The organism is Corynebacterium sp. KPL2825, from assembly GCF_037908445.1.
Taxonomy (GTDB): Bacteria; Actinomycetota; Actinomycetes; order Mycobacteriales; family Mycobacteriaceae; genus Corynebacterium; species Corynebacterium kefirresidentii.
In genome coordinates, this window is record NZ_JBBMGI010000006.1 from 1 (window position 1) to 22,205 (window position 22,205).

Genomic DNA, 22,205 nt, shown 5'->3' on the forward strand with positions numbered 1-22,205 from the left:
GTTGCCTTCGAGACGCTGACTTCCACCCAGGTGGATAAGCACGGTGAGGACAACCCGACCGATGAGGACAACCCGAACCACGTTGGTGAACACAAGGACATCAATGATGATGACCAGACTGTGACCTCCGAGGGCTCTGAGAAGACCCCGAAGATCACCACTAACGCTGACTTCGAGAAGGGCTCCCACGCAGTTATTGCTGGTGCCAAGATTATCGATGAGGTTACCTACGAGGGCCTGGTTCCGGGTAAGGAATACACCCTGAAGGCTGAGCTCATTAACAAGAAGGACGGCGAGACTGTTCTGGGTACCGGTGAAAAGACCTTCACCCCGGAGAAGTCCCACGGCATGGTCCCTGTCACCATCACCGTGAACGATGATGTGAAGGAGCCTGTCCAGGCTGCGGTTGCCTTCGAGGAGCTCACCTCCACCGAGGTCAATGACAAGGGTGAGGAGACTCCGGGTACTACTCCGGAGAAGCCGAACCACATCGCTGAGCATAAGGACATCGACGATGATGACCAGACCGTGATTTCCCACGAGGTTGAGGATCAGGACAATCCTGACGATGACACCTCCAACGGTGGATCCTCTAACGGTTCCTCTAAGGACAATAAGTGGTGGCTCATCCTGATTCCGGGCATCGGCTTGGGCAAGATCATCAAGGATCACTTCGACCACAAGGATCATGGCAACCACAACGGTGGCCACGGTGACAACACCAGCAGCCACAATGGTGGCCACGGTGACAACACCGGTAACCACGATGGTGGCAATGGTCATGAGGTCAAGGGTCAGGATGCCCCTAAGGGCGGCAACGCTGACAATGGACACGGCCGCGGCGTCGAGGTCCAAGGTCAGGAACCTGAAGAGACTGGTAACGCACTGCCATCCAACGCCGAGCGCGTTGAGATTAAGTCCGTACCGTCCGGCGCAACCGAGCTTGAGCCGGGTATGCAGGATTACATCAAGTAGTCCATAAGCATCGGTGAGGCGGCCCGCGGGTCGCCCCACCGGGGTTGAGACTTAAACACCAAAAATCCCCTCCAGGGTGTGACTGCACACGCTGGAGGGGATTTGCATATAACCTGCACAAGGTAGACAAAACGAGGAAGTAAAGGAAGCTAGCTATGGGAAAGCACGCGCAACCACAGCAGCCGGAAGAGAATGGAACTTCGCAGTATCCGGCGAGTGGGGAAGAAGGGGGCGTCGGCAAGCAGGGCATGGGCCGTGGCAAGCTGATCGCCATTATTGCGGCAATTGTTGTCGTGGCATTGGTATTGCTGCAGGTAGTGCTGTACCTGGCGCGCGATGATGAGGATGAGGCCGGCTCGGCGCCAGAGACGGTGGCCAGCGAGAGCGCACCGGAGGAATCCGGGCCGAAGTCGGATGCCTTCGTGGATGATTCGGGCCAGCAGGAGCACGAGTATGAGGCCGCGCCTGGTGAATTCAAGGGCTTTGAAGGCATGTCCGTGGGCATCGATGGCGAGTACGCGGCCGTGGACCCCGTACAGGTCACGGACCAGGGTGTGCTGCTGCCGCCACACGACGTCACCCGCGTGGGCTGGTACTCCGCCTCCGCCGTGCCAGGTGAGCCGGGCAATGTGGGCTCGAGTGTGATTACCGGGCACATTAACTACCAGGGCCAGGGCACCGGCTATGCGGAGAAGTTCACGAAGCTGAAGAAAGACCAGGAATTTACCGTGGTCATCGACGGCCAAGAGCGCACCTTCCGCGTGACCGAAGCGCCGTATCGCTTGCCCAAGGGTTCCGGCTTCCCGGACGTGGTCAACGATAAGCAGGGTAAGAACCGCCTGGTTCTTATTACCTGCGGCGGCCAGTTCGTTGGCGGCGCGCTGGGTTATGAGGACAACATCATTACCGTGGCAGAGCCGGTAGGCGAGCCAGAGCAGCCCGCCGAGCAACCGGCGGGGGAGGCACCGGCTGAAGCCCCAGCCGAGGCCCCGGCTGAGGCCCCTGCAGCCTAGCGGATACCTTTCAGGCGCCCTGTGGAATTGCCCACAGGGCGCCTTTTCTTATCCGTGGCACCTGGCATGTGGGTAGTGGGGTTGGGGCCTAAATATGAAATAATTTAAGGCAGTAACCGCCGCTGCCTGCGGCTTAGAAGGAGCATTTTCATGGATAATCCAGGCGAGATCGCCGGTCATATTGGCACGCCGCTGACCAGCAATGCCACCAAGGTATTGCTGCTGGGCTCAGGCGAGCTGGGCAAGCAGCTGGCCATGTCCTTCCAGAACCTGGGCCTTGAGGTCCACGCGGTGGACTCGTATGCGGGCGCGCCGGCACACCAAGTGGCGCAGTATAGCTACGTCGCCGATATCAAGGACGCCGGGCGCATCCTGCAGCTAGCGAAGGAGATTCGGCCGCATTTTGTGGTTCCGGAGGTAGAAACCGTTGCGGTAGAAGCGCTGGAGGAGATGGAGGCGCATAGCGACGCCATCGTGGTCCCCTCGGCTCGCGCCTGCGCCATGACGCAGGATCGCCAGTGCGTGCGCGAGGTGGCCGAGAATATTGGATTGCCGGTCTCCGCGTATCGCTTTGCTAGCTCCGTGGAGGAACTGGAGGAAGCGGTGGGGGAGCTGGGCTTTCCGTGCATTATTAAGCCGGATGTGTCCACCTCCGGCAAGGGCCATATGATTGCCCGCGATGAGGAGGATGTGCGCACTGCATGGGAGACCGTGCGGCGCGTGTCCTCGGATTCGCAGCGCGTGGTGGCCGAGCGCTTTGTGGACTTTGACCTCGAGGTTACCCTGCTGGCTATCCGTTCCATCGATCCGGCCACGGGCAAGCTGGCCACGTGGTTTAGCGAGCCTATCGGTCACCGCCATGAGCGCGGTGACCTCGTGGAGGAGTGGCAGCCTACCGGCATGAGCGAGATCGCGCTGGAAAACGCACGCTCGGTGGCCGCGCGCATCTCTAATGAGCTGGGCGGGCGCGGCGTGTACTGCGTGGAGCTCTTCGTTGCGGGCGATGACGTGTACTTTTCCTCCGTGTCCCCGCGCCCCGCGGATACGGCGATGCTTACCTCCTACACGCAGCGCTTTTCCGAGTTTGACCTGCATGCGCGCGCGATTTTGGGCTACCCCATTGACGCCACCCTGGTCACCCCGGGTGCCAGCGTGGTCATCCACGCGGACGAGGAGCTGAATGAGGTGGCCTATACCGGCGTCGCCGCGGCCCTTAGCTATGCGGAGACGGACGTGAAACTCTTTGGCAAGCCGGGGGCCTACAAGGGCCGCCGCATGGGTTTGGTCTCTTCTACTGCAGAAAATGTGGAAGAAGCGCGCGACCGTGCGGCTCTAGCGGCACACAAGATCGAGGTGACCACCACGCCGGGTCTGCTGGCGCAAGGCGGCGCCCGCGGCATCGATCCAGAAACCGAGAATGTTCCCGATATTGAGGTCGTGGAGTACGCAGGCGGCGTGGAGCTCGATCCGAAGCTCGCCTCCGGCGTGGACGACGCCGACTAGGAAGCGGGGCGCAGCATCGGCTGGTGGGGGACTCCCTCGTCGTCGAATAGCTCGCCTACCGGAGTAAAGCCAAAGCCGGCGTAATAGTCCACGAGGCCGGCCTGCGCCTCCAAGTAGAGCGGCTTGCCTGGGTGCATGCGTTCGCCTAGGTCTATGGCCGCCTGGAGAAGTTCGCGGCCGAGTCCCGTGCCGCGTGCGGCCGGCGCGAGCGCGAAGCGGCCGATTTGTGCGCCGGTGGCGTCGGCAAGCGCGGCGTCAGTAGGCGCGGCCGGAAAGACGCGGGCCGTGCCAAGCAGCTCGTGGGAGTCCGCGTCCCAGGCCAGCACGTGCACGGTCTGGGGGTCGGCGTCGGTGGCGTCAATCTCGGCATACGGGCAGCGCTGCTCGTGCACAAAGACATCCACCCGCAGCTTGTAGAGCTGGTGGACGTCCAAGGCTGCCAGTTGACCCAAGGGCGCGGCGGAAATGAAATGCGGCATGGGCTAGGCCTGCGGACCGGCGTGCTTGACCATCTCGTCCCACTCGACGATCTTGATGCGCTCGCGGCCGTGCGGTTCACCGGCGGCGCGCTCCGCGGCATCCAGGCGGTGCCAGCCTTCCCAGGTGGTCACGGCGATATCGCGGGAAGCCAGGAAGTCCAGGATGTCCTGCGGATCGCGCTTGGTGGCAGGCTCCAAGTCACCGGCCTTGTAATCGGCGATGAGCATGGTGGTGGTGTCCTTGGCATCGGACTTGGTATTGCCAATCAGGCCCACCGGGCCGCGCTTAATCCAGCCGGTGGTGTAGAGGCCAGGCAGCTTTTCGCCGTCGACATTGGCCAGCACATGGCCGCCGTCGTTGGGCATGGTGGCCTTGGTCTCGTCGAAGGGCACACCGTCGACGGACTGTGGGTGGTAGCCCACCGCGCGGTAGACGGCCTGGACCGGCCACTCGGTGTACTTGCCGGTACCGGTTACGGTGCCATCGCCGTTGAGCTCAGTGCGCTCGGTCTTGATGGCGGTAACGTGGCCGTCCTCGCCCAGCACCTCTACCGGGGACTCAAAGAAGTGGATGTAGAGCTTGTGCGGGGCATCGCCCGGCTCGCGCATAGCGTAGGACTCTAGCGTCTGGCATACCAGGTCGGTGGACTTGGCGGCGCGGCGTGCCTCCTCGGAGGCGGCGTCATATTCGATGTCCTCGGGGTTGACAATGACCTCAATGGTCGGGGACTCGTCTAGCTCCTTGAGCTCCTTCGGCGTGTACTTGGCCTGTGCCGGGCCGCGGCGGCCGAAGACGTGGACCTCCTTGGCGCGGTTTTTCTTCAGCGCTGCGTAGACATTATCCGGGATCTCGGTAACGAGCAGCTCGTCGGCGGTCTTGGCCAAGATACGAGAGACGTCGAGGGAGACATTGCCCACGCCCACGACGGCGACGGATTCTGCGGAGAGATCCCAGTCGCGCTCGAAGTTGGGGTTGCCGTCATAAAAGCCTACGAACTCGCCCGCGCCGTGATTGCCCTTAAGATCCTCACCGGGGATGCCCATGCGCTTATCGGCGGTGGCGCCGGTGGCGAAGATGATAGCGTCGTAATACTCGCGCATCTCCTCGACGGTGATGTCCTTGCCCACCTCGATATTGCCCAGGAAGCGGATCTCTTCTTTTTCCATAACGTTGTGCAGGGACTGCACGATGCCCTTAATACGCGGGTGATCCGGTGCCACGCCGTAGCGGATCAAACCGAACGGCGTTGGCATCTTTTCAAAAAGATCGATCTGCACATCGAGGTCGGATTTCACTAGAAGGTCAGAGGCGTAAATGCCTGCCGGGCCGGAGCCGACCACGGCGACGCGCACTGGGTTAGTCATGTGCTTAGGGTGTCCTTTCTTTCGTTGTGCTGCATATTCTACGCGGTCACTATGCGATAAAAACCACAGCATTACTAACCCCAGTTTAGGGCGGTCACGATAGGGCATAGGAGGGGGTAAATCGCGTACAGTGGAAGAGTCACCGCGTGTTAATAACTGTGATGGATGACATGAAGTTATGACACGCGTTAATTGTGTTCAAGTGACCGTGAATGAAAGGTAATTTGCATGTCTGCATCCCATTCCGCAGTTATCAGCACTATCGGCCGTGGCTTTGATGGCCTCGACGTGTCGGCCCTAGCCCAAGACTTGGGGGCGGAGTTCATCCGCCTCGAAGACTTTGACGCCACCGTCGCCGCTGTACTCGCTGAGGCGCCTGCTGCCGAGAACATCGTGGCGCAGGGCACCGGCGATATCACTTTTGATGCTGAGGTAGCTGCCGCCCTCGGCCTGCCTCTGGCCATCATTTCCGGCGCCCCGCAGCGCACCGGCGAACTGGCCCAGCAGAATGCGGAATCCTTGGGTGCCACCGTCGCTGGCATCTTCACCGATCTGGAGGCGGTTCCGGGCGCACTTGCCTCGCTTGGCGACGTCACCCCGGTCATGTCCGCAGACCTCTTCCAGAAGCAGCTCATTGACCAGGCCCGCGCGGCTGGCGCACACATCGTCTTGCCGGAAGGCGACGATGACCGCATCCTCGAAGCCGCTCATGTGCTGCTGCGCGATAAGGTTGCCAAGCTGACCATTCTGGGCAACGAGGCCGATATCAAGGCCCGCGCCGAAGAGCTCAAGCTCGATCTGGCTGGTGCCGAAATCATCAATCACCTCGAGTCCCCGCTGGCGGAGGAATTCGCCGCCGACTTTGCCGAGCTGCGCAAGAAGAAGGGCGTTACCCTCGAGCAGGCGCGCGAGACGATGCAGGATATCTCCTACTTCGCCACCATGATGGTCCACAAGGGCTTGGCCGATGGCATGGTCTCCGGCGCTGCTCACACCACCGCCCACACCATCAAGCCTTCCTTCCAGATCATCAAGACTAAGCCGAATGCTTCCGTCGTCTCCTCCATCTTCCTGATGGTCATGCGCGGCCGCCTGTGGGCCTTTGGTGACTGTGCCGTCAACCCGAACCCCACCGCCGAGCAGCTGGGTGAGATCGCGATTGTCTCCGCACAGACCGCTTCCCAGTTCGGCATCGACCCGCGCGTGGCCATGCTGTCCTACTCCTCCGGTACTTCCGGTTCCGGCCCGGACGTCGAGCGCGCCGTGGCCGCCGTAGAGGCCGCCAAGAAGCTGGATTCCTCCGTCAAGGTGGATGGTCCGCTGCAGTTCGATGCCGCCTGCGATCCAGGCGTTGCTGCGAAGAAGATGCCGAATTCTGAGGTTGCCGGACAGGCAAATGTTTTCGTCTTCCCGGACTTGGAGGCTGGCAATATTGGCTACAAGACGGCACAGCGCACCGGCGGCGCGCTCGCCGTGGGCCCGATTCTGCAGGGTCTGAACAAGCCGGTTAACGATTTGTCGCGTGGTGCGACCGTTCCGGACATCATCAACACCGTTGCAATCACCGCTATTCAGGCTGGAGAGAAATAAATGTCATACGTTCTGGTCCTTAACTCAGGTTCTTCCTCCGTTAAATTCCAGCTGGTCGATCCCGAATCCAGCGCCACGGATACCCCGTTGGTTTCTGGTTTGGTCGAGCAGGTTGGCGAGCCCCTCGGCGCTGTCACCGTGAAGACTGGTGGCGAGAAGTACAAGGAAGAGCTGGAAATCCCTACTCACTCCTTTGGCCTTGAGCGCGCTTTTGCCATCATGAGTGAGCACAACGTGGGCCCGACCGACGTGGATGTCATCGCCGTTGGCCACCGTGTCGTCCACGGCGGACGCCTCTTCTCCGAGCCGCAGCTCATCGTGGACCAGATCGAGTCCATGATTGAGGACCTCATCCCGCTGGCTCCACTGCACAACCCGGCTAACTTGGACGGCATCCGCGTGGCTCGCAAGATGCTGCCGGATATCCCGCACGTTGCCGTCTTCGATACCGCCTTCTTCAACACCCTGCCGCCGGCAGCCGCGCTGTATGCCATCAATAATGAGGTGGCATCCAAGTACGATATTCGCCGCTACGGCTTCCACGGCACCTCCCACGAGTTCGTCTCTCAGCAGGTGCCAGGCCTGCTGGGTCGCGACCCGATGCATACCCACCAGATCACCCTTCACCTGGGCAACGGCGCTTCCGCTGCGGCCATCCGCAATGGCCGCGCCATTGATACCTCGATGGGCTTGACCCCGCTGGCTGGTTTGGCCATGGGTACCCGTTCTGGCGATATTGACCCAGGCATCATTTTCCACCTTGTCCGCCAAGCGGGCATGAGCGTAGATGAGATTGACAACCTGCTCAATAAGCAGTCCGGTGTCAAGGGCATCTCCGGTGTCAATGACTTCCGTACGCTGCGCGAGCGCATCGACAACGAGGACCAGGACGCGTGGCTGGCCTACAATATCTACATCCACCAGCTGCGCCGCTTCATCGGTTCCTACATGATTGCCTTGGGCCGCGTTGACGCAATCACCTTCACCGCTGGTGTGGGTGAAAACGATACCGAGGTGCGCCAGGATTCCCTGTACAACCTGGATATGTACGGCATCCACTTTGATAAGGAGCGCAACCTGGTCCGCTCCGACCAGCCGCGCATGATTTCCACTGAGGACTCCCCGGTTAAGGTCTTTGTCGTTCCGACCAATGAGGAGCTGGCTATCGCCCAGAAGTCTGCCGAAATCGCCGCTATGGCGCGCGAGGCTGGGCTCTACAAATAAGAAGGTTCCTCCCCGGCCAGTGAAAACGGCCGAGCAGTGAACAAGGGGGCGTGCGGTAAAGAAGACCGCACGCCCCCTTCTTTTGTTTTCTGCGCTGTGCGAGCAGATGCGAGCAGATGCAAGAACGCAAGCTAGAAGGTGGTCACGGGACGGACCTGGTTGGCAAGGTCCACGAGGGCGTAGCGGTGGCGGCTAAACGGTGCCTGGCGGGCGAGAGCGCGGAGGGTCTCGGACAGGCCGGTGCGCAGACCGCGTTGGGTGAAGGCGTATTCGAAAAGATCGTTGGGGGAGGCGGCATGGGAAAGATCCGCGTTGCGCAGGAAGTTTAGGCCGGCGGAGATGACGGCGATCTTAATCTGGAGGAAGCGCGGCTCGTTGGTGGGGACCTCTTCGAGGCGTCGGGCAGCGCGGCGGATGCGGGATTCGGAGAGATCGTGGACGATGAGCTGAAGGATCGTCGTCAAGCGGGCCATGCGGTAGTGACGCGAGGCATTAGGAACCTTGTCTAGTACGGTGACGGCGACCTCCACCTCTCCCTCGGAGCGCAGCTGGCGGGCGAGGCCAAAAGAGGAGGACACGGTCGTGGGGTTGGTGGACCACACGATGCCGTAGAGGCGCATGGAGTTAAACCGCAGGGCAGCGGGGTCTTGAGTGACGTGGTTCCAGATTTCTGGCTGGCCCTCAAAGGCGGAGTTGGGGAGATCGGCCAAGGTGGAATGCATATTGGAACAGGCCCGGGCCACCCTGGGATCAATGAGCGAGATTTCGCTGTAGTCCAGTTGCTGCAGGATGAGCTCGTTGATGGCGGCGATGGCGAGTTTGGGTGCCGCCTCGCCCGGAAGGAGATCGAGGACGGCGGAGAAGTATTTCTGGGCGTCGCGGTAGTCATCGAGGAGCAGTTCCGTGATGCCGGCATACCACTGGAAGCGCCAGTCCCGGCCGAGGCGGTCTTCGATGGAGCTGAGCCACTGCCGCGCCTGGCCGGTATAGCCCAGGTCGATCATGGAGCGCACCACGCCGAGTGGAATTTCGGCCGAGTGCTCGTACTCGGGGGTCTGCATGGCCTGGCGGAGGGTTTCGAGGGCTTCTTGTGGCTCCGCGTAGGAAGCACCCTGCAGCAGGCCGGCGCCCACATCGTCGCGGTCTAGCAGCGGGGTGGGCAGGGCGGAGACTACCTCGGGGGCGGTGATCTGGACGGTGCGATCGATGCCGTCAATAAGCTGGTCGGTGCGAAAGACCAAGTGCTTGGTGCCAAAGGTGGTACGTTGCGGCGAAAAGAGCGAGTGCTGGGAAGGATATTGCAGGCCGTCGCGGATGGCAATGACCTCGCGCAGCACGCCGTAGAGCTGGGTGCGCAGCTCCTTGATGGAGGTAAAGCGGCGCTCCGGATCCGGGTCCGTGGCGCGCTGTAGCAGACGGTATAAGGACAAGAAACGGCGCAGTTCCGGCTCCTCGGTGGGGGTGGGGATACCTGGCAGATAAACGCCGTCTTCGGTAGGAAGCTTGAGGCACAGCGAGGCTAAGGTACGGCCGATGGTGTAGATATCGCTGGCGATGGAAGGCCCCTCGGTGGCGACTTCCGGGGCCTGATAGCCCTTGGTGCCGTAGATATAGCCAAAGGCGCCGATGCCGGAGACCGCGCCCAGGTCAATGAGTTTAACCTGGTCCTCGGTGACGATGATGTTATCGGGCTTTAAGTCGTTATAGACCACCCCGCGCGAATGCAGGTACTCCAGCGCGGGCAGGACTTCCAGGATATAAGCGATTGCGATATCGACCGGCAGTAGTTTGTCCGTCTGCTTTTTCCGCCTGTTTTTAAGCGACGGCCCGCCGACGTACTCCATGACAATAAAGCCGCCGGGTACCCGGGGGTCATCGATGAAGTTGAAAATCTTGACGATGCCCGGGTGGGTAATATCCGCGAGGAACTCGCGTTCTGCCACCGCAGCGGCGGTTTCATCGGCCGATTTTTGGGCCTGCATACCTTTGAGGACCACCACTCTTCCAGAAACAAAGTGGTCATTGGCCAGGTAAATCCAGCCCATGCCGCCATGGGCGATGACGCCCAAGATTTCATATTGGCCGGCCACCATGTCACCAGGCTGTAACTGCGGTGGCGGGATCTTTTTACCGGAGGATGCCTCGTGTGGGTCGATCAGGGCGTCGGTCGGCTCGGAGGGGGTGATAAACGGCAGCCGCACCATGCCATCGGCCACGCGGCGCTCGGTGCGGTGGGTGCCACGGCGCTCGCGGAAGGTATCGAGTGCGCGGCGGCGCGAGCGCTGCGAGGAGTCCTCCTGGGCCTGCTGGGCGCGCTGCTGTTCGCGCTTAGCCCGGATATTGTCTAGGTCCGCCAAGAGGCTAGAGATATGGTCCGGGTCGATGGAACCATCGCCATCCTCGTCATCGTCTGCGAAGGGATCGAAGGCTACCGCGGAGGTGCCGGTATCACCGTCTGCTTCATCCTCGTCTGCGAAGGGATCAAAGGCCACCGCCGCGGTTGCTTCCTCGTCTTCGTCCGCAAACGGGTCAAAAGCTACGGCTGCGGTGGCGGGGCCGTCGTCCGAGGGGGCATCGCCTAGCGCATCCGGCTCCTGCGCGGAATTGGTGGCATTGGTGGGCTGGCGGAAGGCACGCTGGGTATCAAGGTTTTCCGGCTCGATGTATTCGAGCTCATCATCGCTAAAGTTCGGGTTATGGCTCATGGTTTAGCCTCCTCCTCGATATACTTTCCGGCCGGCAGCGTGGGCTCTTCTAAGTAGGCACCGAGCCACTCCTCAAAAAGGGAAGACCACGTGCCATCGCGGCGTATGCGCTCTAGCGTGGAATTTATTTGGCGCAGCAGTGGGCGGGTGTCATGCTGCTTGCTGGGCAGGCGCACGGCCACGCCGTAGTTTTCGGTTTCCAGCGGTTCGCCCACGATGGAGGTATAGGAATCCTGGGCGGCCATGCCGGAGAGCAGGGCATCATCGACGACGATGCCATCGGCCTGGTTGAGCTGCAGTGCCATGAGGCAATCGCCCCAGGAACGGGTGACCAAGATATCGGCTTTCGGGGCGTGCTCGCGGATGGTATCGAGTGCGGTGGATTCGCCCACACCGCACAGCGTCTTCCCAGCGGTGTCCTTGATGGATTTGATGCCAGATTTGCTGAGCACCAGCATGCGGGTTTGGGTACGCATATAGGGGATGGAAAAGGCCACCTCCCGCTCTCGCTCCGGGCTAATAGTCATCGTGCGCACAATCATGTCCACCGCGCCGGAATTAAGGGCATCGACTCGGTTGGAGGATTCCACGAAGCGGAAGTCCACCTTATTGGGATCACCAAAAATATCGCGGGCAACCTCGCGGGCGATATCTACCTCGAAGCCGCGTACTTCACCCGAGGCGGCGTCGCGGTAACTCAGCAAGTTATTGGAACGGTCCACACCCACGATGAGCCGGCCGCGCTTGACGATGTCCGGCACCCGTTCTTTCGCTTTCTTGTCATCTGGGCGGTAGCTGCCTTTAATGTCTTCACCAGAGGCGCGGTGCGCGGGGGTGGTTCCTGCCTTTTCAATCTTTGCCCCATCTGGCAGCGGCGGGCCCGGCTTTGCGTCAAGGGCCTGCTCGGCGGGCGCCTCCAGTGGCGGGGTAGAGCGGACATCGCAGGAAGCCAGAGGCAGCGCGGCGCAGACGCAGGCAAGCGAAGCGAGGACGAGGCGTGGGCGGCGCATTAGAGGTACTCCTGCAATCGGGGACGGATGCCCAGCCACACGGCGATAATGGCGCATAAGGTCAGCAAGAATACGGCCGAGGACACCGCGGTCATGGCGGTCAGGCCGCGTTCCAGGTAGCTGCGCATAGCGACGCGCGCCTGACTAATGAGATCGGAGAGCTCCGCGTCGAGCTCGTCATAGGAACGCGCCGTGGTCATCTCACCGTCCTTGGGCTCGGTGGCCGTGGCCTGGTAGATGGCTTCATCATAGTCGCCGTCTTTCAGCGCGCCCATGAGCTTATCGTGGGTGCCACGCCACTGCTCGGCGGCCGCCCGGGCGCTGTGGATGAGTTCGGGGTCGGTGACCTCCACGTCCTCATCATTGAGGGCATCCTCATAATCCTGCAAGGCCATTTCGATGGAGTTAATCGAGCTGGAAAAGCGCACCATCGTATCCTCCTCGGAGGAACGCAGCACCAGCGCCAGGGTTTCAGAGGTGCGCGCCTGCTGCGCCTCAATACGCGAGGCCGTCAGCGAATCCCATGGGCGCGAGGCTGTCTCAAAGCCCTGGTGGCCGGTGGACCAGGTAGCGAGGTTGGATAGTGCTACCCAAGAAATGGCTAGGAAGAGCAGCACGCTGGCCGTCAAAAAGCCACGATTAAAACGCCGGCGGGTCTGGCGCCACAGCCACCACTGGGCCACAACGAGGAAAAAGAGCGCGGCAAAGAGGCCGGAGAGCGGCACCCACTGCGGCGAAGTGAGCTTTTGCTGCTGCTGGTTTACCTTGGCGGTGGTCAGTTGGAAAAGCTCGGAGGCGGCCGGCAGGATATGCTCGCGCATTAGTGCAGAGGCATTGGACATATAGGAGTTAGCTACCGCATTGCCCGCCCGGTGATTAGAACGGGCCTTTTCCACCATCGCGGTATAGACGGGCAGCTCGCGCTGGATAAAGGTCACCAGCTCGCGCACACGGCCATCTTCCTGTGTGGTACCCAGCACGGATTCGGTGGCTGCCACCGAAGCGGCATCAATAGCTTCGTTATAGCTATCGCGATTTTGCTCTGATTCCACACCGGCCTGTACGAAGCCGGTGGTGGCCACGGTATCGGCCACCGAAAGCGAACTATAAAGGTGGTGCGCCGCATTCGACATCGGTTCGGTAGTGCTTAGCAGCTCGTCCAAATCGGAGTGGCGGGCGGCGGAAGATTGGGACATCGATAAGCCGGCAGCGCCCAGGGCCACGGTGAGGATGAGCGTGACCGTAAAAAGCTTGCCCGGGGTGGTGGAGGCAAAGTAGTAAAAGCGGCGCATCAGGCGCGCCGGGCCTGCGAACCATTGCATGGCGCGGCTGCTGAGCCCGCTGAAGGCCGGGCCGGTGGGCGCGGTGACCTCATCGAGCCAGTGATCGCTCGGGTGAGCGTGCTCGTTGTGCACGCTTTCTGCCCGGACTGCCTGCTCGGTCATTAACTCAGAATAGCGTCCGCAGTGTGCTGGGCGCCACCATATACCCGCGTGTGTGGCTAGGATAGGCAGCATGCATAATCCTCACAGTGGAGACGGCTGGGCGGCAGGTCCTGGCGGCATTCGGGTCTGGGGAAAATTCGGTGCCGCTGGCCTCTTTCTTGTTGCCGGGCGCAAGGTGCTTCTCCAACACCGTGCCGCGTGGACCAATCACGGCGATACATGGGGGATTCCGGGTGGCGCCCGTGATTTTACGGAGACGCCGACCCAGGCCGCGTTGCGCGAAACTCAGGAAGAATGCGCGATTGCGCCCCACGATGTAGAGGTACTCGATGCGCAAGTCACGGCCGGGCCTTATCCCGCAGCGGGGGATCTACCGGGGGAGTGGACCTATACCACCGTGCTCGCGCGCACGCGCACCGGTGTTCCGCTTCCTACTACAGCTAATGAAGAGTCCTATGAGCTGCGCTGGGTGCCTTTCGACGAGGTGGAGACCCTCCCATTATTGGCTGCCTTTCGCCGCTCCTTTCCCACCCTGCGGGAGAGTATGGAGGCATTGAACAGGTAAAGTTGCCAGATTTATGGCACTCTAGTGCCATGATCGAAGTAGAAGGACTGACTAAACAATATAAGTCTGTCCGCGCCGTTGATGATCTCACCTTTCAGGTAAAACCCGGCATGGTCACCGGGTTCCTAGGCCCCAATGGCGCGGGCAAATCCACCACCATGCGCATGATCCTCGGCTTGGATGCTCCTACGGCCGGCAAGGCGCGCATTAACGGCAAGCACTACCACGAGCTCAAGCAGCCCCTGCGTGAGGTGGGTGCCTTGCTCGATGCCAAGGCAGTGCACCGCAACCGCAGCGCCGCTAATCACCTGAAATGGATCGCACAGTCCAATGGCATTTCTACTTCCCGCGTTGACGAGGTCTTGGGGCTGGTAGGGCTTTCCGACGTCGCCGGTAAGAAAGTCGGCGGCTTCTCCCTCGGCATGGGCCAGCGCTTGGGCCTCGCCGGCGCACTGCTCGGTGACCCGGGCATCCTCATTTTGGACGAGCCGGTCAACGGCCTTGACCCGGAGGGCATTCGCTGGGTCCGCCAGCTGGTACGTGCCCTAGCCAAAGAGGGCCGCACCATTTTGATTTCTTCCCACCTGCTGTCGGAGATGTCCCAAACCGCAGATCACCTCGTGGTCATTGGTAAGGGCCGCTTGGTAGCGGACCAGCCCACCTATGACTTTGTGAAGGACCACTCGGAGTCCTCCGTGCTGGTGCGCTCCGATCACCTCGATGCCTTTGGCTCTGCTCTGCGCGCCGAGGGAATCTCCTTTACCGAGTCCACCGACGAGGAAGGCCGCCCCCGCTTGGTGATTGCCAACCAGACCACGGATTTCGTGGGCCAGCTGGCGTACTCCACCGGTGTGCCGCTTAATGAGCTAAGCCTCAAGAGCGCCTCCCTAGAGGATGCTTTCATGGAGCTTACTGGCGACGCCGTCCAGTACCACGGCTCCACCGGCGCCCCCACCCCCGGAACCGCTGGCGCCGCCACTCCGTTCGCTCGACCCACCCAGCAGGAGGTTTAAGTCGCCATGCTGAATACCTTGAAGTCCGAATGGACCAAGCTGCACACCACCCGCTCCTTCTGGTGGACTACCTTCATCTTCCTCTTCTTTGTCTGGGGTTGGGCCATCTTGAATGCTCGCCTTACCCAACCGGCGGAAACCCCCGAGGATGTAGAGTTGGGCATGGGGATTATTACCCCAGATGGCGCAGTGACTTTCCTTTTTTCCCTTGGCCTGCCTGTACTCATGATCCAAGCCATCATGATTGTCACCACTGAGTACCGCTTTGGTACGCAGACCATCACTTTCATGGCCACCCCACGCCGCTGGTCGGTCGCTGTGGTCAAGTTGCTCATGTACGCGGTTATCGCCGCAGCATTGACCTTTGTGGCCGTGGTGGGTGCCTACCTACTCACCGAGTTTTTTGCTCACGATGAGGTAGCCGCGCAATTCCAGCCTTGGGACGATGAGATGGGGCAGAAGCAGCTGTGGAAGTATCCTCTAGCCGCCGCGCTGCTCGTCCTTTTCTCCCAAGGTCTCGGACTGTTATTGCGCTCGACGGCTGGTTCCGTGGCCATTGGTCTCATCCTCTTCCTCGGCGTGGATAATCTTGTGGCTGCCCTTCCCAAGTTTGGTAGCAAGCTGGTCAACTTTATGCCGTTCAAGTCTTTCCAGTCTTGGCTGTGGGAGATAGATCCGGTTGATGCTCCCTGGAAAGATAACTGGGTATTTTGCCTGGTATTTATTGCCTGGGCTCTCCTTTTGTGGGTCCTCGGCGTCATCGTCCTGCAAAAGCGCGACGCCTAAACACCTCCAACGCTTAAGCCCCCATTGCTTAGGCGCTTCACCGCCTCGGCCGGCAGCTCATTCGCTGCTCACCGGGGCGGTGTCTTGTTTCCGGACCGTTTTCGCTGCAGTCGTGATGGTCCGGGTGCGCTTTACTGCAGCGCGGAGGTAAGGCGCATGACATTATCCACGTAGCGGCGGATAAAGCCGCGCTCATTCCATTCCTCCAAAGTTAGCTCGTGGCACACGGCGCGGTAATTGGCTACGAGCTGGTTGAACTGATCAATGAGGTCTCCCTTGGCCACCAGCATGGTGGACTCATAGTTAAGGCCAAAGGAACGCGGGTCCATATTGGAGGAGCCGAACATACACAGCGGATCGTGGCCGGGATCGTCCGGGTCGGTGATAATGAACTTGGAGTGAAGCACAAAGGGGTAGGGGAATTGGTAGATGTGTACGCCGGCCTCTAGCAGGGCCTGGTAGTAGGAGGACTGGGCATGGTTGACCATAAATTGGTCCGCCTTTGCCGATACATAAAGCTCCACATCCACGCCGCGGTAGCAAGCGGTGGTCACGGCCTCTAGCAGGGACTCATCCGGGACAAAGTAGGGCGAGCACAAAACTAGCCGGTCCTTGGCGTGGTGAACCAGGGAGTTGAACATGCGCAGGTTTGGCTCAGTGGTATAACCAGGGCCGGAGGGGATTATTTGGAGGTGATTGGCGTCGGCAGTCTGGGCGTCGTCATAAGGCAGCTCATCGAGCGGAAGATTCTCGTCTGCCTCCAGGTACCAATCCACGGCGAAGACCGCGGACATAGAAGTCACAATTGGCCCAGACAGCTCCACCATGTAGTCGATCCAGTAGCGGTCCTTGGTTTTGTACTGGCGCTTAATCATATTTAGCGAGCCGATAAAGCCGACCTTGCCATCGATGATCACCAGCTTGCGGTGGTTGCGCAGGTCCGGACGCCGGAAACGGCCCTTGTGAATCTGGATAGGCAGCATGAGATGCCAGTCCACGCCTATCTCTGTCAGCTGCTTGCCCAGCTTGAAATAGCCCTTGTACTTAAAACTGCCGATCTGATCCAGCAGCAGCCGCACCTTCACGCCGCGGGCGGTAGCCCTGCGCAGGGACTCGAAGAAGACGTCCGTGACCTCGTCCCAAGACTGGATGTAGATCTCGATGGACACGTACTTCTCGGCGCGGTCAATGGCGGCGGCGATGGCGCGAATGGACTCGTCATAATCCGCGTGCAGACCCAGGTTGTGGCCCACCAACGCTGGGAAACCGGTCAGCTCGCGGTTGAGCCGGATGACCGACTCTGTTTCCGCCGAAAGGATACCCTGCGGGTGGTCCGGGGTGCGGGCCGTGACGTTTTCAATCTTCTCATTGGCCTCTTGCTGGATGCGGTGGCGGCGCCGGTTGATATACGGCGAGCCCATGAGCAAAAACAGCGGCAGCCCAATAAACGGCAGCACCAGAATTGCCAGCAGCCACGCGGTGGAGCTGGACGGGCGGCGGCCTTCGGGCACGAAGCCGACGGCAATAATCTTGATGCCGTAATCCAGGATTAGGAATAAAAGCTGCCAGAAGCTGAGATCAAGCGACCAAGACATTTATCGCACGGAATCGAAATCGGGCAGATCGAAATCTGCGAGAAGCGGGCAGTGATCGGAAGTTTTATCGCCGGCGCGCTCAACCAGGTCTACCTGTGCGCCGGTTACGTGTTGGGCAAGTGGGGCGGAAGCCAACTGGAAATCGATGCGCATGCCTTCGTTCTTTTGGAAGCGCATGCCCTTGTAATCGAAGTAGGTATAGCGTTGGTCCTCCGTGAACCGGCGGGTGACCTCCTCGAGCCCGGACTCTTCCAGCATCTGGAATGCGGCGCGCTCTGGCTCGGTGACATGCGTCTTGCCGCGGAAGGCTTCGATGTCCCATACGTCTTCATCGCGCGGAGCAATATTGAAATCACCGGTCAAGAGAAGCTTAGACTGCGCATTATTTTCCGCATAGTGCGCCAGGTGATAGAGAAAGTCCAGCTTGTAGTCATAGTGGCGGTCCGTGATCTCGCGGCCGTTGGGCACGTAGAGGGACCACATTTCTACGCCACGGATGCGGGCCCCTAGCGCTCGTGCCTCACGGTCTTGTGGCTTATCTGGATCTTTGGCAAAGCCGGGTTGTCCCGGGAAACCTACAAAGACCTCCTCGGGCGCGTCTGTGGACACGATGGCCACGCCGTTCCACTGGTTGAGCCCGTGGCACGTGACGTGCAGACCCGCTTCCTCGAAGGACTCGCGTGGAAACTTATCGTCTTTTACCTTAGTTTCCTGCAGGCACAAAACGTCGATATCGTGCTTGGAGATAAGGTCCAGCGCCCGCTGTGTGCGGGTACGAACGGAGTTAATATTCCACGTGGCGATGCGCATGCCACATACAGTACCTGCCCGCTGCAGCGAGGTCAGTGGGCAGTCCCATAAGGCTCACCACCCAGCCCGAAAGGGTGCTGCGCGGGGCCTAGCCCCGCAGGCGGGCGTAGACGCGGCGGTGTTGCTCGATGAAGCCGAGCTTCTCAGCCAGCCGCACTCCTGCGGTATTGGAAGCCGGAACGGTGAGGTAGGCATGCTCCGCGCCATTGTCGCGGCCCCAGCGCAGCAGGTGCTGGCCTAGCAGGGTGCCGAATCCGCGGCGGCGGGAGTTCGCAGCTACCTCCACATTAGAAAGGCCCAGCCACGCGGTGCCATCGCCGGATTCGCTAATGGCACCGCGGGCAATGGCGACGGTTACGCCTTCGAGCGCTAGGCGGCCAAAGCCAAGTGTGCCCTCGATGGGGGCGCTCAGGTGCTTCAGTGCCTGAGGCGAAAGGGTTCCGCTGCGGGAGTGATACATCTCCAGCCACTTGTCATCGGGGTGGTCTTCGATGTGGACGGTGGGGGAAGCAGAGGGGGCTTCGGCAAGCGCGGGCAGACCGCGCAAGACCATAGCGAGCGTTTCTGGTTCGGTTTCCCACGCGGCGTCGGCAAGCAGGCGCTCGGCGGGTTTGCCAATGCGCTCTGGAACCAATAGGCGCACCGGCAGGTCGCGGCGGGCGAAGAAGTCCTTAATCTCTTCCATCGGCACCGGGGTGAAGCCGGCCGAAGGGCCCAAAGGCACAGCCGAATTGGAGCTGCCGGTAGCCCCGTCGCCGGCGCGCAGGAGCCAAGAACCATCGCTAGTCCAGGCGTGCTCCCCGCCGGGGAAAGCCGCGGCCGCCGCAACCTCCACGGCGCGGATATCGGAATTGCGGACCATGCGCGGGGAGAGCCGCTTGATGATTTTCAGCTGTTCCGGCGGGATCTCTACCGCATCCAGGTCAGAGGGGAAACCACCGACCTCCTGCGGGCGGATAACCAGCGGATTGAGGCTCAGCACGTGCCCGATGACGTCGCTATGCACGCCGCCGAAATCGCGCCGGGCCACCACGCGCTCGCCCACCTGGACGGCATCGGAGCGGAAAATACGTGACATTAGTCGTCGTGGCCGAAGGGATCGGCGTCCTCGCCCGGTACCCAGGAATAACCCGGCTCGGTCCACCCATTGCGTTTGATGGCCTTTTTGGCCTGGCGCTTATAGCGGCCGATGAGGGTATCGGTGTACAGGAAGCCATCGAGGTGGCCGGTCTCGTGCTGCAGGCAGCGGGCGAAGAAGCCATAGCCTTCGACGGAGATGTCGTTGCCGTTTTCGTCCTTGCCGGTCACGCGTGCCCAGTCGGCGCGGCCGGTGGGAAAGCCCTCGCCTGGAACGGAGAGGCAGCCTTCGTCATCGGAGCCGTCGTCAGCCGGCATGGTCTCCGGAATTTCAGAGGTCTCCAACACGGGGTTAATAACGCAGCCCTTGCGCATGCCTGCCTTTTCGGACGGCAGCTCGGTGCCATTGGGTCCGTCCGTATCAGGGCAGTGGTAGACAAAGAGGCGCTTGCCAATTCCTACCTGGTTTGCGGCTAGGCCCACGCCATGGGCGGCATCCATGGTTTCATACATGTCCGCGATGAGTTGCTGCATTTCCGGGGTGGAAATTTCGGATTCTTCCACCGGTTGGGTGGGGTTGTGAAGCACGGGCTCGCCGTGGATAACGATGGGGCGAATAGTCATGCCTTACAGTTTAGGCATGAACCCCTTGTCTGACCTAGACGCCGCCATTTTGGACTTTGAAGAAACCGCGCCGCGCAGCATCGGCCGCAAGGAAGAGGCCATCCGCGCGCAACTGGATATCTCCCCGGTGCGCTACCATCAGCGCCTTAACCTGCTTCTCGACGCCCCCGCAGCCGCCCAATCCCACCCGCTCCTAGTCGCCCGGCTGCGCCGCGTGCGCGAGGAGAGAGAAAACACGCGGCGCGCCGCGCGGGGAAATACCCCTTTTAGTTAATTCTGGGTACTAGTGTTGCGTATGTGACTAATGTGAATCCGGAAAAATCGACCGACAAGGTACCCGACGAAACCCGCGCCGGCTCCGCTGCCGGTGCGTCCGCTTCCCGTGCCGCTAAGCGCCCCGCTGGTGGCGGCGCGCACGCTAAAAAGGGCGGACTCCCGCTGCGCGGCCTGGCGATGGTCCTCATCGCGGTGGCCGTCATGCTCGGCCTCTGGGCTTTGTACTCCATAACCTCGGGCGACGATGATTCCACCGTGGCCTCCGAGAGCAAGCAAGAAAACTCCACCGGTTCCACCATTGGTGCCGCACCCGAAGGCTCCGCTGGTCCCGATGCCGCAGGTTCCCGTGCCCCCGGTGCCCCAGGCGCTTCCGAGGGCGCAAGCGCTCCTTCCCCTGCACCGGCGCCAGGAAAGGGCGATGCCCCACGTGATTCGGCTGCTTCCGGTGCTGCCGACGAGGCTGCTGCGCCTCAGGGCAATGACGCTGCAGGAGAGGAAAACGCCCACTCCGCCGCGCGCGACCGCAAAGATATTAAGGTCAGCGTCCTCAATAACTCCGGTGAGGTAGACAAAGCCAAGAAGGAAGCCGATTCCCTCAAAGGCGGCGGCTTCAAGGTGGGCTACGTGGGCAACCTGCCTGGCGATGTCCTTACCGTCCCGAAGACCACCGTCTTCTACCCGGAAGGCGATACCTCTGCTGAAGCACTGGCCAAAGAGGTAGCCGCTCGCTATCAGGCCGATATCGCGCCCATGAATCGCGACCTGCCTAAGGAAGCAACCGATGACGGCGCCGTCGTTGTCGCCCTAGCGGTGCCGCAGGCCTAAGCTAGCTGCGTACCTGACCTAAAGTCCAAGGGCATCCGGCCACAAAGAAACTTTATTGTTCTGTGGCCGGATGCCCTTGGACTTTTATGATCTGAGATATTGCCTACCCGCACGGCCGCCGCTGAGAATGGGTTAAATAAAATTCACGTCTTAATACCTGTCAGCCGTTAAGCTGAATGGGTGAAGATCCCGGCAGAACAATTCGCCCGCTCTCCCGAACCAACGCTAGGTGTGGAATGGGAGGTAGCGCTCGTGGACCGCGAAACGCGCGACCTCGTCCCGCGCGGTGCGGAACTTATCGATCTGGCCAATGCGACCTATCCCGATATCCATCTGGAAAAGGAATTTCTCCAAAATACGGTGGAGCTAGTTACAGGCATTTGCCACACCGTTCCGGAAGCAATCGCTGACCTGAAAAATTCCCTGAACGCGGTGGAAGAAGCCGCCGATAAGCTGGGGGTAGATGTCTGGGCATCCGGTGGGCACCCATTTACGGATTTCCGCGAGAATCCGCTTTCGGATAAACCCAGCTATCAAGAAATCATCGCGCGCACCCAGTACTGGGGCAAGCAGATGTTGCTTTGGGGCACGCACGTGCACGTGGGCATTAGCCACGAGGACCGCGTGTGGCCCATCATCAATGCGCTAATGACCAAGTACCCCCACTTGCTGGCCTTATCAGCGTGCTCGCCGGGGTGGGAGGGCCTGGATACCGGCTATGCTTCCAACCGCACCATGCTCTACCAGCAGCTGCCTACCGCAGGCATGCCATATCAATTCCGCGATTGGGCCGAGTGGCAGTCCTATATGCGCGACCAAGCGATTTCCGGCGTTATCAACCACACCGGCTCCATGCACTTTGATATTCGGCCGGCCGCCAAGTGGGGCACGGTGGAGGTGCGCGTGAGCGATGCGACGTCGAATCTGCGCGAGCTTTCCGCCATCGTTGCGCTTACTCACTGCTTGGTGGTCTACTACGACCGGCTTATCGACGCCGCGGAACCCCTTCCCACCCTGCAGCCCTGGCACGTGGCAGAAAATAAGTGGCGCGGCGCCCGCTACGGCATGGATGCGCTGGTAATTACCTCCCGCGAGACCGATGAAGCCTGGGTCAAAGACGAGCTAGCGCAGATGGTGGAAGAACTCGCCCCCATCGCCCGCGAGCTGGGATGCTTTAATGAGCTGCAGCTTATCCACGAAATTATTGATGGCGGCGCCGGCTATGAGCGGCAGCGCCGCTTGTTCAAAGAAACTGGCAGCTGGCGCGAGGTGGTTGAGGAGACCTGCCGCGAGCTGCGCACCTTCCGCCCGCTCTAAAGCGGGAG

General features: G+C 60.8%; 20 protein-coding genes. 11 read left to right on the plus strand and 9 right to left on the minus strand.

What is annotated here, in order from left to right; all coding sequences use genetic code 11:
* The 3 genes from WMQ00_RS05895 to purT form a co-directional block, all read left to right on the plus strand.
* Positions 1 to 975: VaFE repeat-containing surface-anchored protein (locus WMQ00_RS05895; protein WP_340440770.1), on the plus strand; the 975-nt coding region annotated here is incomplete at its 5' end.
* 155 nt (positions 976 to 1,130) lie between these two features.
* Positions 1,131 to 1,988 (plus strand): class F sortase, encoded by an 858-nt coding sequence (locus WMQ00_RS05900; protein WP_301733009.1) that lies wholly within the window; start codon positions 1,131 to 1,133, stop codon positions 1,986 to 1,988.
* A gap of 150 nt (positions 1,989 to 2,138) precedes the next feature.
* Positions 2,139 to 3,491 (plus strand): formate-dependent phosphoribosylglycinamide formyltransferase, encoded by a 1,353-nt coding sequence (gene purT / locus WMQ00_RS05905; protein WP_340440771.1) that lies wholly within the window; start codon positions 2,139 to 2,141, stop codon positions 3,489 to 3,491.
* Here purT and WMQ00_RS05910 read toward each other — a convergent pair.
* Both WMQ00_RS05910 and WMQ00_RS05915 read right to left on the minus strand, forming a co-directional pair.
* Positions 3,488 to 3,970, minus strand: a complete 483-nt coding sequence (locus tag WMQ00_RS05910; protein WP_308767000.1) for a GNAT family N-acetyltransferase — start codon at positions 3,968 to 3,970, stop codon at positions 3,488 to 3,490. The two genes, purT and WMQ00_RS05910, sit on opposite strands and share 4 nt — an antisense overlap.
* A 3-nt stretch (positions 3,971 to 3,973) precedes the next feature.
* Positions 3,974 to 5,335 carry an FAD-dependent oxidoreductase gene (locus tag WMQ00_RS05915; protein WP_239208110.1) on the minus strand — a complete coding sequence of 454 codons (1,362 nt, stop codon included), beginning with the start codon at positions 5,333 to 5,335 and terminating at the stop codon, positions 3,974 to 3,976.
* Between the two features lie 228 nt (positions 5,336 to 5,563).
* Between WMQ00_RS05915 and pta the strand changes: the two genes are divergently transcribed.
* Complete coding sequence (gene pta / locus WMQ00_RS05920; RefSeq protein ID WP_340440772.1) at positions 5,564 to 6,925, plus strand: phosphate acetyltransferase; 1,362 nt, start codon at positions 5,564 to 5,566, stop codon at positions 6,923 to 6,925.
* On the plus strand, positions 6,926 to 8,149 hold the full coding sequence (locus WMQ00_RS05925; RefSeq protein WP_005325574.1) for an acetate kinase: 1,224 nt from the start codon (positions 6,926 to 6,928) through the stop codon (positions 8,147 to 8,149).
* 131 nt (positions 8,150 to 8,280) lie between these two features.
* On the opposite strand, the gene WMQ00_RS05930 is transcribed toward WMQ00_RS05925, so the two are convergent.
* From WMQ00_RS05930 to WMQ00_RS05940, 3 genes are read right to left on the minus strand one after another with little or no spacing between them, the layout of a single operon-like run.
* Positions 8,281 to 10,854, minus strand: a complete 2,574-nt coding sequence (locus WMQ00_RS05930) for a serine/threonine protein kinase (RefSeq protein ID WP_317001478.1) — start codon at positions 10,852 to 10,854, stop codon at positions 8,281 to 8,283.
* Positions 10,851 to 11,864 (minus strand): glutamate ABC transporter substrate-binding protein, encoded by a 1,014-nt coding sequence (locus WMQ00_RS05935; protein WP_023019976.1) that lies wholly within the window; start codon positions 11,862 to 11,864, stop codon positions 10,851 to 10,853. The genes WMQ00_RS05930 and WMQ00_RS05935 overlap by 4 nt, the downstream gene beginning before the upstream one ends.
* A complete protein-coding gene (locus tag WMQ00_RS05940) occupies positions 11,864 to 13,309 on the minus strand; it encodes a hypothetical protein (RefSeq protein ID WP_023019975.1) in 1,446 nt (481 codons plus the stop codon). Before WMQ00_RS05940 ends, WMQ00_RS05935 begins: the two co-directional genes overlap by 1 nt.
* Positions 13,310 to 13,379: 70 nt before the next feature.
* On the opposite strand from WMQ00_RS05940, the gene WMQ00_RS05945 reads away from it, so the two are divergent.
* The 3 genes from WMQ00_RS05945 to WMQ00_RS05955 are packed head-to-tail and all read left to right on the plus strand — an operon-like array spanning position 13,380 to position 15,673.
* Positions 13,380 to 13,874, plus strand: a complete 495-nt coding sequence (locus tag WMQ00_RS05945) for an NUDIX domain-containing protein (RefSeq protein ID WP_023019974.1) — start codon at positions 13,380 to 13,382, stop codon at positions 13,872 to 13,874.
* A 29-nt stretch (positions 13,875 to 13,903) separates the two neighbouring features.
* Positions 13,904 to 14,887, plus strand: coding sequence for an ABC transporter ATP-binding protein (locus WMQ00_RS05950; RefSeq protein WP_023019973.1), 984 nt, complete (start codon positions 13,904 to 13,906; stop codon positions 14,885 to 14,887).
* A gap of 6 nt (positions 14,888 to 14,893) precedes the next feature.
* Entirely contained in the window at positions 14,894 to 15,673 is a 780-nt protein-coding gene (locus WMQ00_RS05955) for an ABC transporter permease subunit (protein ID WP_023019972.1), read from the plus strand.
* Between the two features lie 131 nt (positions 15,674 to 15,804).
* Here the strand turns inward: WMQ00_RS05955 and cls are convergent, their stop codons facing one another.
* The 4 genes from cls to WMQ00_RS05975 all read right to left on the minus strand — a co-directional run bounded on the left by cls (position 15,805) and on the right by WMQ00_RS05975 (position 19,779).
* Positions 15,805 to 17,268, minus strand: coding sequence for a cardiolipin synthase (gene cls, locus WMQ00_RS05960; protein WP_200288608.1), 1,464 nt, complete (start codon positions 17,266 to 17,268; stop codon positions 15,805 to 15,807).
* Positions 17,269 to 18,078, minus strand: coding sequence for an exodeoxyribonuclease III (locus WMQ00_RS05965; protein WP_308766997.1), 810 nt, complete (start codon positions 18,076 to 18,078; stop codon positions 17,269 to 17,271).
* Positions 18,079 to 18,166: 88 nt separating this feature from the next.
* The gene (locus WMQ00_RS05970) at positions 18,167 to 19,156 is read right to left on the minus strand and encodes an N-acetylglutamate synthase, CG3035 family (protein WP_308766996.1); all 990 of its coding nucleotides are present in this window, start codon (positions 19,154 to 19,156) and stop codon (positions 18,167 to 18,169) included.
* On the minus strand, positions 19,156 to 19,779 hold the full coding sequence (locus WMQ00_RS05975; RefSeq protein ID WP_023019968.1) for a peptide deformylase: 624 nt from the start codon (positions 19,777 to 19,779) through the stop codon (positions 19,156 to 19,158). The genes WMQ00_RS05970 and WMQ00_RS05975 overlap by 1 nt, the downstream gene beginning before the upstream one ends.
* On the opposite strand from WMQ00_RS05975, the gene WMQ00_RS05980 reads away from it, so the two are divergent.
* From WMQ00_RS05980 to WMQ00_RS05990, 3 genes are all read left to right on the plus strand, one after another.
* Positions 19,778 to 20,053, plus strand: a complete 276-nt coding sequence (locus WMQ00_RS05980) for a DUF3263 domain-containing protein (RefSeq protein ID WP_086588240.1) — start codon at positions 19,778 to 19,780, stop codon at positions 20,051 to 20,053. The two genes, WMQ00_RS05975 and WMQ00_RS05980, sit on opposite strands and share 2 nt — an antisense overlap.
* A gap of 23 nt (positions 20,054 to 20,076) precedes the next feature.
* The gene (locus WMQ00_RS05985) at positions 20,077 to 20,880 is read left to right on the plus strand and encodes a LytR C-terminal domain-containing protein (RefSeq protein ID WP_284835472.1); all 804 of its coding nucleotides are present in this window, start codon (positions 20,077 to 20,079) and stop codon (positions 20,878 to 20,880) included.
* A gap of 180 nt (positions 20,881 to 21,060) precedes the next feature.
* On the plus strand, positions 21,061 to 22,197 hold the full coding sequence (locus tag WMQ00_RS05990; protein WP_023019965.1) for a glutamate--cysteine ligase: 1,137 nt from the start codon (positions 21,061 to 21,063) through the stop codon (positions 22,195 to 22,197).
* Positions 22,198 to 22,205: the final 8 nt, after the last annotated feature.